Origin of the sequence: Microbacterium paludicola (assembly GCF_039529675.1) — a bacterium.
Taxonomy (GTDB): domain Bacteria; phylum Actinomycetota; class Actinomycetes; order Actinomycetales; family Microbacteriaceae; genus Microbacterium; species Microbacterium paludicola.
On sequence record NZ_BAAANG010000035.1, the window covers coordinates 170,792 to 183,029 of the forward strand.

11 protein-coding genes are annotated in these 12,238 nt (G+C 69.0%); 5 read left to right on the forward strand and 6 right to left on the reverse strand.

Annotated elements, in window-relative coordinates; all coding sequences use genetic code 11:
* Positions 1-95 precede the first annotated feature (95 nt).
* On the forward strand, positions 96-605 hold the full coding sequence (locus ABD161_RS14180; RefSeq protein ID WP_344004319.1) for a nitroreductase/quinone reductase family protein: 510 nt from the start codon (positions 96-98) through the stop codon (positions 603-605).
* 10 nt (positions 606-615) lie between these two features.
* Here the strand turns inward: ABD161_RS14180 and ABD161_RS14185 are convergent, their stop codons facing one another.
* From ABD161_RS14185 to guaB, 4 genes are all read right to left on the reverse strand, one after another.
* Complete coding sequence (locus tag ABD161_RS14185; RefSeq protein ID WP_344004511.1) at positions 616-1,392, reverse strand: SURF1 family cytochrome oxidase biogenesis protein; 777 nt, start codon at positions 1,390-1,392, stop codon at positions 616-618.
* 135 nt (positions 1,393-1,527) lie between these two features.
* Complete coding sequence (locus ABD161_RS14190; protein ID WP_344004321.1) at positions 1,528-2,652, reverse strand: GuaB3 family IMP dehydrogenase-related protein; 1,125 nt, start codon at positions 2,650-2,652, stop codon at positions 1,528-1,530.
* Between the two features lie 362 nt (positions 2,653-3,014).
* The gene (locus tag ABD161_RS14195) at positions 3,015-3,284 is read right to left on the reverse strand and encodes a DUF2277 domain-containing protein (RefSeq protein ID WP_344004324.1); all 270 of its coding nucleotides are present in this window, start codon (positions 3,282-3,284) and stop codon (positions 3,015-3,017) included.
* Positions 3,285-3,650: 366 nt separating this feature from the next.
* Complete coding sequence (gene guaB, locus ABD161_RS14200; protein WP_344004327.1) at positions 3,651-5,153, reverse strand: IMP dehydrogenase; 1,503 nt, start codon at positions 5,151-5,153, stop codon at positions 3,651-3,653.
* A gap of 338 nt (positions 5,154-5,491) precedes the next feature.
* Between guaB and ABD161_RS14205 the strand changes: the two genes are divergently transcribed.
* Genes ABD161_RS14205 through ABD161_RS14220 form a run of 4 tightly spaced genes read left to right on the forward strand, consistent with a single transcriptional unit; the run spans position 5,492 to position 9,520 of the window.
* Complete coding sequence (locus tag ABD161_RS14205; RefSeq protein WP_135115205.1) at positions 5,492-6,778, forward strand: branched-chain amino acid ABC transporter permease; 1,287 nt, start codon at positions 5,492-5,494, stop codon at positions 6,776-6,778.
* 9 nt (positions 6,779-6,787) lie between these two features.
* Positions 6,788-7,768, forward strand: coding sequence for a branched-chain amino acid ABC transporter permease (locus ABD161_RS14210; RefSeq protein WP_135115198.1), 981 nt, complete (start codon positions 6,788-6,790; stop codon positions 7,766-7,768).
* A 10-nt stretch (positions 7,769-7,778) separates the two neighbouring features.
* On the forward strand, positions 7,779-8,753 hold the full coding sequence (locus tag ABD161_RS14215) for an ABC transporter ATP-binding protein (protein ID WP_344004514.1): 975 nt from the start codon (positions 7,779-7,781) through the stop codon (positions 8,751-8,753).
* Positions 8,754-8,803: 50 nt separating this feature from the next.
* Entirely contained in the window at positions 8,804-9,520 is a 717-nt protein-coding gene (locus ABD161_RS14220) for an ABC transporter ATP-binding protein (RefSeq protein WP_425560912.1), read from the forward strand.
* 142 nt (positions 9,521-9,662) lie between these two features.
* On the opposite strand, the gene ABD161_RS14225 is transcribed toward ABD161_RS14220, so the two are convergent.
* Together ABD161_RS14225 and rarD are read right to left on the reverse strand one after the other, a co-directional pair.
* Positions 9,663-10,937 carry an ABC transporter substrate-binding protein gene (locus tag ABD161_RS14225; RefSeq protein WP_135115200.1) on the reverse strand — a complete coding sequence of 425 codons (1,275 nt, stop codon included), beginning with the start codon at positions 10,935-10,937 and terminating at the stop codon, positions 9,663-9,665.
* Positions 10,938-11,161: 224 nt separating this feature from the next.
* Entirely contained in the window at positions 11,162-12,124 is a 963-nt protein-coding gene (rarD, locus tag ABD161_RS14230; RefSeq protein WP_406917414.1) for an EamA family transporter RarD, read from the reverse strand.
* Positions 12,125-12,238 lie beyond the last annotated feature (114 nt).

The window sequence follows — 12,238 nt, forward strand, 5'->3', positions numbered from 1 at the left end:
GTCTATCGGCGGCGACTGGGCGTCCGATCCGCGCCCCTTGCGCCGCTGGCGGCGGGCGCTACCATGCGACCGGGAGCCGAGTGTGAGGACGGAACGTGGATCCGGACGTCGAACGAACAGGGGACGCGGCTCGTGCTGCCCGCGTGCCGCCGCGGTGGTTCATCACGACCGCCTGGCGTGTGCATCGCGCGCTGTACCGCGTGACCGGTGGCCGGTTCGGGTTGCGGCGCCCCTCGCGGGTCTACGGGATGATGCGGCTGCACACGCTCGGGCGTCGATCGGGCCGCGAGCGCGTCGCGATCGTCGCGTACTTCGAGGACGGGCCGAACCTCGTCACGATGGCGATGAATGGCTGGGGCGAGCCCGCGCCGGCGTGGTGGCTGAACCTGCAGGCGCATCCGGATGCGACCGTCGACCTGCCGGGATCCGAGCGGCGCCGCGTCGTCGCGCGCCGCGCGGTGGGCGCCGAGCGCGCCCGGCTGTGGGAGGTGCTGCGCGGTCTCGTCGAGGGCGACCAGGATCTTGACGACCTCGCGGCCCTGCGCTCGCGCGAGACGCCGGTGGTCGTGCTGGAGCCGGTTCCTACCGGCTCGGCCGTGGCCTGACCGCCCGGTCTCACTCGTCGTCGGGGTCGACGCCCTCGATCTCCTCGACCTCGCGCACCCAGGCGTCCTTCGCGAGCCGGTACCAGAGGTAGAAGGCGAAGCCGGCGAACACCGCCCACTCGACCGCGTAGAAGATGTTGAGCCAGTTGATGGGGCTCGCCAGCTGCGGGGCCGGCGACGAGATCGGATCCAGGCCCGCGTCCGCGAGCGCGCCGGTCGGATCCGTCGAGGTCAGATACGGGCGGTACACGTCGATCTCGGCGAGCGGTGATCCATCCGGCTCGTGCCAGCGGCTCAGCAGCGCGGCCGGCGACATCCGGGTCTGCTCGAGAGGATCCGCGCCCGGGGGCGGCATGGCGGGACCCTCGTCCGAGATGACACGCCCCATAAGCGCGACCGGATCCGCGTCCGCCGCGGACTCGTTCAGGATGGCGACCGCGGCGTCGGCGTCGTCGCGTTCCCGCGCCCAGCCCACCGCCACCGCGATCGCCGTGGGGCTTTCAGCCTCGACGCGGAACTGGCCCGTGACCCAGTAGCCCTCGACATCGTCGTTGAACCGCGACGAGACCACGATGAAGTCACCCGGCACCCAGGTGCCGGCGACGTCGACGCGCTGGCCGACGAGCGGCTCCTCGAGGTACTCCCCCGGCTCGACGACATCCTCGAGCGGCCGGACCTCCTCGGTGGCGCCCTCGGGAACCGGATCCGTGTCGATCGCGCTGGCGAGCTGCCACTGGCCGAGCCACGCGAACACACCCGCGACGACCAGCGCGAACAGAAGCAGCATCAGCCACCGCGGCCGCAGCAGGACCTCCCGCAGCGTCGGCGGGAAGACCAGCTCGTCGCCGGGTTCCGGGGACTGTGCCGGATCGCTCACGTCATTCGCCTCCGCAGCGTCGGCGGGGTGACCCGCCCGTCGGGGTCAGCGGTGGTCATACGGAGCGACGACGACCTCGACCCGCTGGAACTCCTTGAGGTCGGAGTACCCGGTTGTGGCCATCGACTTGCGCAGCGCGCCGATCAGGTTCGCGGTGCCGTCCGCCTGCGCGGCGGGACCGTACAGGATCTCCTCGAGCGTGCCGACCTGCGGCACGCGCACCCGGCGGCCGCGCGGCAGCTTGGCGTGATGCGCCTCGGGGCCCCAGTGGAAGCCGTTGCCGGGGGCATCCGTCGCACGCGCGAGGGCGACGCCGAGCATCACCGCGTCGGCGCCCATCGCGAGCGCCTTGACCAGGTCGCCCGAGGTGCCGACGCCGCCGTCCGCGATCACGTGGACGTAGCGCCCGCCCGACTCGTCGAGGTAGTCGCGGCGCGCGCCGGCGACATCCGCCACCGCGCTCGCCATCGGAGCGTGGATGCCGAGCGTCGCGCGCGTCGTGGATGCGGCGCCCCCGCCGAAGCCGACGAGCACTCCCGCGGCGCCCGTGCGCATCAGGTGGAGCGCCGCGGTGTACGTCGACGCGCCGCCGACGATGACCGGCACATCCAGGTCGTAGATGAACTTCTTGAGGTTCAGCGGCTCCGCGACGCTCGAGACGTGCTCGGCCGAGACCGTGGTGCCGCGGATCACGAAGAGGTCGACGCCGGCAGCGACGACGGTCTGGTAGAGCTCCTGGGTGCGCTGCGGCGTGAGCGAACCGGCGACCGTGACGCCCGCCGCACGGATCTCGTTGATGCGCTCGGTGACGAGCTCGGGCTTGATCGGCTCGGAGTAGAGCTGCTGCATCCGGCTGGTCGCGACCTCGTCGGGAAGCGAGGCGATCTCGGCGAGGAGTGGCTCGGGATCCTCGTATCGCGTCCAGAGGCCCTCGAGGTCGAGCACGCCGAGCCCACCGAGCTGCCCGAGCATGATCGCGGTGCGGGGGCTGACGACCGAGTCCATCGGCGCGCCGATGACCGGGATGTCGAAGTGGAAGGCGTCGATCGACCAGTCGGTCGTGACGTCCTCCGGGTTGCGGGTGCGTCGCGAGGGCACCACCGCGATGTCGTCGAACGCGTATGCCCGTCGTCCGCGTTTGCCGCGGCCCAGCTCGATCTCGGTCGTCACCGCTCTAGCCTATCTTTGCTCACGCCCCCGCAACCGCTCGGGCACCCGCCCGCCCCCCCGCCGGCTGCTGAGCGAGTCTGCGGGCCCGTCATCTCGACTCGCGGAGACCCGCACTGAGCGAGCGTAGCGAGTCGAAGTGTCGCTCGATAACCGACCTGGCTGCACCCACCAGGTGCGAGCGAAGCGAGCGTGCGGGCGCTCATGCGCCCGCCACCTCACGCCCTCCGATGGAGCGTCAGCGACAGCGTCCGCAGACGCGAGCGGCATCCGCGAAGCGGGTGCCCGAGCGGATGCGGGAGGCGTGAGCGATCAAAGGCATCCGCGAAGCGGGTGCCCGAGCGGATGCGGGAGGCGTGAGAAAACTAAGCAGCGTAGCGACCGGCGGCGCGGGCCTTGGCCTTCTCGGCCTCGACCTCGCGGTTCTTCGGCGGCGCGGCGGTCACGAGCGCGTCGAGCAGGTGCTGCGTGATGTGCGCGACCTCGTGGACGGCCTCGTCGAACGCGGCTTGGTTCGCCTTGGACGGCTTTGTCGTCCCCGCGATCTTGCGCACGTACTGCAGGGCGGCGGCGTGCACTTCGTCGGAGGTCGCCGCGGGCTCGAAGTTGTGGAGGGTGTGGATGTTCCGGCACATGCCGGTCACGCTAGTCCGCCCCGCCCGCCGCCTCCAGAGGGGATCCGCCCGCCAGAGGAGGAATCAACAGAATCCATCCTCCCCACCCCGAATCTCCTGGCCCCGACGCATGCCGCGACGCCACCCGGCATGTGCCACCCACGTGCGAGCGCGCCCCGCGCGCGAGCGTGCGGCGGATGCCGCCCGCAGCGCGAAGCGCTGCCCTCACGCCCTCGATGGAGCGAAGCGACAGCGCCCGCAGACGCGAGCGGCGCCGCGAAGCGGTGCCCGAGCGGATGCGGCCGGCGTGAGCAAAAAGGAACGCGAAGCGGGTGCCCGAGCGGATGCGGGAGGCGTGAGAGAAAAGAAACCCGAACTAACGGAGCGTCAGCGACGATAGTTCGGCGCCTCGACCACGATCTGCACGTCGTGCGGGTGCGATTCCTTGAGGCCCGCCGAGGTGATGCGCACGAACTTGCCGCGGGCCTTCAGCTCCTCGATCGAGCGCGCGCCGACGTAGAACATCGACTGGCGCAGGCCTCCGACGAGCTGGTGAACGACGGCCGACAGCGGGCCGCGGTAGGGAACCTGGCCCTCGATGCCCTCGGGGATCAGCTTGTCGTCGCTCGGCACATCCGCCTGGAAGTAGCGGTCCTTCGAGTACGAGGTCTGCTTGCCGCGGGTCTGCATCGCACCGAGCGAACCCATGCCGCGGTACAGCTTGAACTGCTTGCCGCCCTGGAACACGACGTCGCCGGGCGATTCCTCGGTGCCGGCGAGCAGCGATCCGAGCATGACGGTGTCGGCGCCCGCGACGAGGGCCTTGGCGATGTCGCCGGAGTACTGCAGGCCTCCGTCGGCGATGACCGGCACACCGGCCGGACGGGCGGCGAGCGAGGCCTCGTAGATCGCGGTGACCTGGGGGACACCGACGCCGGCGACGACGCGGGTGGTGCAGATCGAGCCCGGGCCGACGCCCACCTTGACGGCGTCCACGCCCGCGTCGATCAGCGCCTGCGCGCCCTCGCGGGTCGCGACGTTGCCGCCGATGACGTCGATGTGCGCGAAGGTCGGGTCTGCCTTGAGGCGCTTGACGATGTCGATCACGCCCTGCGACTGGCCGTTGGCGGTGTCGACGACGATGACGTCGACACCCTTGTCACGCAGCGCCGCGGCGCGCTCCCACGCGTCGCCGAAGAAGCCGATCGCGGCACCGACGCGCAGGCGGCCCTGCGAGTCCTTCGTCGCGTTGGGGTACTTCTCGCTCTTGTCGAAGTCCTTGATGGTGATGAGGCCCGCGAGCTTGCCCTCGTCGTCGATGAGCGGCAGCTTCTCGACGCGGTGCTTCGCGAAGAGGGCGACGACCTCCTCGGACGAGATGCCCACATGGCCCGTGACCAGGCCCTCGGCGGTCATGACGTCCTTGGCGAGCGTTGTGGTGCGCTCGAAGTCGGAGACGAACCGCATGTCGCGGTTGGTGACGATGCCGACGAGGTGGTTCTCCTCGTCGACGACCGGCAGACCCGAGATCCGGTATTTGCGGCACAGCGCGTCGACCTCTTCGATCGTCGCGTCGGGGTGCGTCGTGATCGGGTCGGTGATCATCCCCGACTCGCTGCGCTTGACGCGGTCGACTGCGCTCGCCTGATCCTGGATCGACAGATTGCGATGCAGGATGCCGATGCCGCCCTGGCGGGCCATCGCGATCGCGAGGCGGGCCTCGGTGACGGTGTCCATCGCGCTCGAGAGCAGCGGAGCGGCGACGCGGATGTTGCGCGTCAGCCGCGAGGACGTATCCGCCTCGCTCGGGATCACGTCCGTATGACCGGGCAGAAGCAGCACGTCGTCGTAGGTGAGTCCGACGAAGCCGAACGGATCGTAGTCAGTCATGGCGTTCTCCCGCTTGGAGCGATTTGGGATCGCAGCGATCTTTGTGAGCTCGTTTCGCGGGAGGGGCAGGGTATGCCATCCTCCCCCGTATACGGATTCTAAGGCTTCGGGGCCTGGAGATATTCCGGGTGCAGATCGCTCGAGGAGGAGCGGACTGCGATAGGCAGAATGCTCACGTCAACGCTCCGGGACGCGCCGGAAACGAACCCGACACATTAGGGTCTTACCTTTGAACGACCCGTTCATGCACCTCGGTGCGGCGCAACCCCACCCGCCGCCCGCGGACCGGAGGATCAATGAACCCCAGAATCGCCTACCCGAGGCGTATCCGAGCCGGCGTGATCGTCGCTCTTGCGACCTTCCTCGCCGCGCTCTTCGCCTCGCTGCTGCTGCCCACGGCGGCGCACGCGGCCGAGGGCGACCCCTTCACCGTGAGCGGCAACGTGCAGCTCGACGGGGATCCGCTCGAGGGCGTCTCCCTGACGATCGACGGTCCCGGCGGCGCGCAGGAGGTCGAGACGAACGAGGAGGGACGCTGGTCCGTGAAGGTGCCCGAGAAGGGCGTCGAGTACACGGTCACGCTCCACGAGGACACCCTTCCCGAGGGCATCGCCGTCATCGAGGACGCGGACGAGGACGGTGCGGCCAACGTCACCACGGCGGAGATGGGCGCGGGCGGTCGCCTGGCGGTCAACTTCTTCATCGGCGAGGGCGAGCGCAACGTCACGAGCTTCTTCGACCAGTTCCTGCAGCGGCTCTTCATCGGCCTGAACTTCGGACTGATGCTCGGCCTCGCGGCCGTGGGCCTGTCGCTCGTGTTCGGCACGACCGGCATCTCGAACTTCGCACACGCCGAGATGGTGACCTTCGGGGCCATCGCCGCCCTGTTCCTGGTCGGCCCGGCGAGCCTCGCCCTGCCCGTCTGGGTCGGGATCCCGGCGGCGATCATCCTGAGCGCCCTGCTCGGCCTCGCCCTGGATGCGGCGATCTGGCGACCACTGCGGCGCAAGGGCGTCGGCGCGGTGCAGCTGATGATCCTCTCGATCGGCCTCTCGCTCGCGCTGCGGTACGTCTTCCAGTACTCCATCGGCGGCGGCACGCAGCAGCTGCCGCCCATGGTGCCGACCGTGTCGATCCCGCTGTTCGGCGCGGTGTCGACCACGCTCAACGACCTCGTCTCGATGGGCATCTCGCTCGTCGTCATCATCGGCTTCGCGATCTGGCTGACGAAGAGCCGCCTCGGCAAGGCGACCCGCGCGATCTCCGACAACCCGTCGCTTGCCGCGGCGAGCGGTATCGACGTCGACCATGTCGTGCGCGTCGTCTGGATCATCTCCGGCGCGCTCGCCGGCCTCGCGGGCATCCTGTACGCCTACTACCGCCCGGGCATCCGGTGGGACATGGGCGCGCAGGTGCTGCTGCTCGTCTTCGCGGCGGTGACGCTCGGCGGTCTCGGCACCGCCTTCGGCGCTCTCGTCGGCGCGATCGTCATCGGCCTCCTCGTCGAGGTGTCGAGCCTCTGGATCCCCGCCGACCTGCGATACGCAGGCGCGCTCGTGGTCCTGATCATCATCCTTCTGGTCCGGCCGCAGGGCATCCTCGGCCGCCGCGAGCGAATCGGATAAGGGCCGCTCATGAACTGGTCTCAGATCTTCGACAACACACTGTCCTCGATCCTCAGCCCCGCGACGATGGCCTACGCCCTCGCCGCACTCGGCCTGGCGGTGCACTTCGGCTTCGGCGGCCTGCTGAACATGGGCGTGGCGGGATTCATGGCCCTGGGCGCCTATGGCTACGCGATCTCGATTCTGACGTTCGGCTTCCCGTGGTGGCTCGCCGCGCTCGTCGGCCTCGTCGCCGCGGCGATCTTCGCGCTGATCCTCGGCATCCCGACGCTGCGGCTGCGCGGCGACTACCTCGCCATCGCGACCATCGCGGCCGCCGAGGTGCTGCGGCTGTTCTTCCTCACGACCGCGTTCGATTCGGTGACCGGATCGGCCGACGGCCTGGCCGGCTACCACGCCAGCTTCCGCGAGATGAACCCCATCCCGGAGGGCACCTACGGCTTCGGCCCGTGGACCTACAACGAGACGCAGTGGTGGGTGCGCATCATGGGCCTGCTGACGCTCGCGTTCGCCGCCCTCGTCGTCTGGATGCTCACGCGCAGCCCCTGGGGCCGCGTGATGAAGGGCATCCGTGAGGACGAGGACGCGATCCGCTCACTGGGCAAGAACGTCTTCTCCTACAAGATGCAGTCGCTCGTGCTGGGCGGCGTGATCATGGCCGCCGGCGGCATCGTCTACGCGCTGCCGTCCGCCGTGAACCCCGGCGTCTACGTCACGTCGCTGACGTTCTTCGTCTGGACGGCTCTGCTGCTCGGCGGCGCCGCGACGGTCTTCGGCCCGCTGCTCGGCTCGCTGATCTTCTGGCTCGTGCAGACCTTCCTCACCAACCTCCTGCCGGCGCTCGCCAAGGCCGGCATCCTCCCCTTTATGACCGACAGCCAGGCAGGAACACTGCACTACATCCTGGTCGGCGTCGCGCTCATGCTGCTCGTCGTCTTCATGCCGCAGGGCATCCTCGGCGACAAGAAGGAGCTGACCTTTGTCCGATGACCGCAACCCCATGACAGCGCCCGTGCAGCGGCCGAAGACGACCGGCCTGCACGTGGGCGAGGCCAATCCGGGCGTGAAGAAGGTCGACCCGATCATCGTGGCCGACAACGTCACCCGCACGTTCGGCGGCCTCACGGCCGTGGACGTCGAGCACCTCGAGATCCCCCGCAACGCCATCACGGCCCTCATCGGCCCGAACGGCGCGGGCAAGACCACTCTGTTCAACCTGCTGACGGGCTTCGACAAGCCCAACACCGGCACGTGGTCCTACGACGGCAAGGACCTCGCCCACGTCCCCGCGCACAAGGTCGCCCGCCTGGGCCTCGTCCGCACGTTCCAGCTCACCAAGGCCCTCGGCCGCCTCAGCGTCATGGACAACATGAAGCTCGGCCGCCCCGGCCAGGTCGGCGAGCGCTTCTGGCAGGGCCTGATCCCCGCCCTGTGGCGGAAGCAGGATCAGGAGATCGAGGCGCAGGCCGACGAGCTGCTCGCGAAGTTCAAGCTCGATGCGAAGCGCGAGGACCTCGCAGCAGGACTGTCGGGCGGCCAGAAGAAGCTGCTCGAGATGGCGCGGGCCCTGATGTCGAACCCGACGCTCGTCATGCTCGACGAGCCGATGGCCGGCGTCAACCCGGCCCTCACGCAGTCGCTGCTCGATCACATCCTGGATCTCAAGGAAGAGGGCATGACCGTGCTCTTCGTCGAGCACGATATGCACATGGTGCGCCACATCGCCGACTGGGTCGTGGTGATGGCGGAGGGCAAGGTCGTCGCCGAGGGCGCGCCTGACGAGGTCATGAAGAACCCCGCGGTGATCGACGCCTACCTGGGCGCTCACCAGGAGCTCGACCTCGGCGTCGTGACGGGTCGTATCGCGGTCGTCGATGCCGATCCCACCACCGACGCCGCGGCCTCGGCCGCCGTCGATCTCGCGGTCATCGAGGCCGAGGCGTCCGCCGAGCTCGGCAAGGAGGAGAGCAAGTGAGCGAGCAGACCGCAACAGCGCCCCAGGGCGCCGAGACGCAGGGCGATCCCTTGGTCTTCGTCGATGACGTGCACGCGGGCTACCTGCCGGGAGTGAACATCCTGAACGGTGCGACCCTGACCGCCCACAGGGGCGAGCTGATCGGGATCATCGGCCCGAACGGCGCCGGCAAGTCGACGCTGCTGAAGGCGATCTTCGGCCAGGTGAAGATCCGCGGCGGGCGCATCACGCTCGGCGGCGAGGACATCACCGGGCTCAAGGCCGACAAGCTGGTCGCCAAGGGCGTTGGTTTCATCCCGCAGACGAACAACGTCTTCCCCTCGCTCACCATCGAGGAGAACCTGCAGATGGGCACCTTCCAGAAGCCGAAGCTGTTCGCCGAGCGGGTCGACTTCGTGATGGGCATCTTCCCCGACCTCGCCAAGGGCGGCGGCCTGAAGAAGCGCGCGGGCGGCCTCTCGGGCGGTGAGCGCCAGATGGTGGCGATGGGACGAGCACTGATGATGGACCCGAAGGTCCTGCTGCTCGATGAGCCGTCCGCGGGCCTCTCGCCGGTGCGTCAGGATGAGGCGTTCCTGCGGGTCTCGGAGATCAACAAAGCGGGCGTGACCTGCATCATGGTCGAGCAGAACGCTCGCCGCTGCCTGCAGATCTGCGACCGCGGCTATGTGCTCGACCAGGGCCGCGATGCCTACACCGGAACAGGTCGAGAGCTGCTGAAGGACCCGAAGGTCACCGAGCTCTACCTCGGCACGCTCGGCGCCTGACCCGCATTGCGAGAGCCCCGGCCCGTCAGGGCCGGGGCTCTTGCGTTGCCGTCGTCGGCTCGCGGGTGCGCAGGCCGCCTCGTGCGGAAAGCGGGAAGCGCCCCGCCTCCTGAGGGAGGCGGGGCGCTTCGCGGGTGAGGGGTCAGCCCTCGTACGGCACGTACTTGTTGTCGGCGCCGTACTCGTAGATGTTGATCATGCCCTCGGTCGGGTCGCCCACCTCGTCGAACGTGACCGGGCTCGAGGCACCGTCGTAGTCGGCGACACCGCCGCCGAGGATGATGTCGGCGCAGTCGGCGAACGACGTGCACTTCTCACCCTCGCCCGAACCGCCCGAGACCTCGACCAGCTTCTCGGCGATGTCGGCCGGCTCGGTCGACTGCGCTGCCAGCGACGCGAGCGCGATCAGGTTGACCGCGTCGAACGACTCCGGCGCGTAGGTGTAGTCGGACAGCGCCTCGGTGCCAGACTCCTCGACGAAGGCGTTCAGGCCGTCGACGAACTCCTGCACCTGGTCCGGCGTGGGGCCGGGGTAGGTGCCCTTGGCTCCTTCGAGCAGACCGGCGGGGAAGTCCTTGTCGTAGGCGGCCATGTTGCCGTCGACGAGGAAGAGGTTCTCGGCGTCGAAGCCCTTCTCGATGAGGCTCGGCAGGATCGTCTTCGCCTCGTCGAACGAGATCACGGTGATGGCGTCGGGGTCCTCGGCCAGCACAGCGGCGATCTGCGAGTCGAACGACGTGTCGCCCGGGTTGAAGGTCTCGCTGGCGACGACCTCGCCGCCGGCTCCCTCGAACGCCTCGGTGATGTACTTCGCCAGGCCGGTGCCATAGGCGTCGTTCAGCACGATGAGTCCGAGCGTCTGGTGGCCCAGCTCGCCGAGGAAGTTGCCGTGCACCTCACCCTGCAGCACGTCGGAAGGCGCGGTGCGGAAGTAGAGACCGTTGTCGTCGTACGTGGTGAACGCGTCCGACGTGTTGGCGGGGGAGAACTGGATGACCCCCGCGCCGACGACCTGGTCGATGAACTGCAGCGAGACGCCCGACGAGGCCGCGCCGATGATGGCCGCGGGGTCCTCGCTGAGCAGGCGCGGGATCTCCGACTCGTACTTCTTGTTGTCGAGGTCACCCGAGTCACCGTGGACGACATCGAGCTCCAGGCCCGTCTCCTCGGTGTACTCGTTGATGAGCGACTGCGCGTAGTTCACGCCCTGGATCTCGGGCGGGCCGAGGAACGCGAGCGAACCGGTGACGGGCAGCGCGGTGGCGATCTTCAGCGAGAGATCGCCGCCGGGCTCAGCCGGGCCCGCCGAGGGGTCCTCGGTGGCTGTGCCGCCGCCGCCGGTGGCGCAGCCCGCAAGGGTCAGAGCTGCGGCACCCGTGAGGGCAAGGGCGCCGATCAGCTTCCGGGATCGAACCATGGTGGTTCCGTCCTTTCGTCAGGACCCGCGGATGAGGGACTGGTGACTGCACGCCCAGGGAGCGTTCAGACGGCCGCGGGTAATGGACGGAATCTACCTCCGATTTGTTTCCGCAGTGTTTTACACAGCCCATCTGAGCAGACTGTGATGTCTTTCGGGATCAAATCGTTACCAGAGTTGTCACCTTGCGGTGCAACCTGACTTCCGGCGGTCGATCCGGCGCCTCAGAGCCCTCCGTCGATCACCACCGGCGCCGTCCGAGGGCGCCTGCTGTGGCGGATCTGATCGATCGTCAGCAGGATGCACGCGACCCAGACCATCGCGAAGCCGATCCAGCGGGATGCGGGCATCGGCTCGTGGAGGATGGCGACGCCGACGATGAACTGCAGGATGGGGCCCGCGAACTGCAGCATCCCCATGGTGGCGAGCGGCACGCGGCTCGATCCGGCGGCGAAAAGCAGCAGCGGAATCGCGGTGACGGCTCCCGCTGACAGCAGCAGGATCGTGTGCCACGTTCCCGCGGTGCCGAGCGTGATCCCGGTGGTCGCGGCGATGATGCCGAGCTGCGCGATCGCGATCGGCGCCAGCCACAGCGTCTCCAGGGCGAGGCCGCTGATCGCGTCGACCGTGCCGCCGACCTGCTTCTTCACGAGGCCGTAGACGCCGAAGGAGGCGGTCAGCGCGAGCGCGTACCAGGGCACGCGACCGTAGGCGACGATGATCAGGATGACCGCGACGGCCGCGACGCCGATCGCCGTCCACTGCAGGACGCGCACCTTCTCGTGCAGCACCAGCACCGCCAGCAGCACGGTGGTGATCGGGTTGATGAAGTAGCCGAGGCTCGCCTCGAGCACCTGATCGCTCTGCGTCGCGATGACGAAGACCTGCCAGTTGACGTAGATGAGCACGCCGGCGAGCCCCATCAGCAATGCCAGCCGCGGGCGCCGCAGCACCGCGACGAAGCGCGCCCAGCCGCGGGTGACGGTCAGCAGCAGGGCGCAGAACACGAGCGACAGCACGACGCGCCAGGCGACGACCTCCCACGAGCCCGTGGGGGCGAGCGCCACGAAGTACAGCGGCAGGATTCCCCAGAGCACGTAGGCCCCGAGCGCGTACAGGGTGCCGGCGGTCTCTCCGTCGCCCTTTGCGCGGACGGGTGCGGGAAGAACGGGAGTTGCGCGGCTCACCGAGTCAGCCTATGTCCCACGTGGGACACGCGGCCGCGGCGTCACTGCCATCCTTCGCACGTTGACTGCCATCCGCACCCCGCGCGGAGCGGCGCGGAGCTGCAGGCACAAGGC

What these genes read in the sequence shown, in the direction of transcription:
- ABD161_RS14185 (WP_344004511.1), bottom strand. Translation starts at nt 1,392, where the DNA reads ATGCTGCTTCTGTTCGCGCTGGTCGTCGCGGGTGTGTTCGCGTGGCTC.
- ABD161_RS14195 (WP_344004324.1), bottom strand. Translation starts at nt 3,284, where the DNA reads ATGTGCCGGAACATCCACACCCTCCACAACTTCGAGCCCGCGGCGACC.
- guaB (WP_344004327.1), bottom strand. Translation starts at nt 5,153, where the DNA reads ATGACTGACTACGATCCGTTCGGCTTCGTCGGACTCACCTACGACGAC.
- ABD161_RS14210 (WP_135115198.1), top strand. Translation starts at nt 6,788, where the DNA reads ATGAACTGGTCTCAGATCTTCGACAACACACTGTCCTCGATCCTCAGC.
- ABD161_RS14215 (WP_344004514.1), top strand. Translation starts at nt 7,779, where the DNA reads ATGACAGCGCCCGTGCAGCGGCCGAAGACGACCGGCCTGCACGTGGGC.
- ABD161_RS14225 (WP_135115200.1), bottom strand. Translation starts at nt 10,937, where the DNA reads ATGGTTCGATCCCGGAAGCTGATCGGCGCCCTTGCCCTCACGGGTGCC.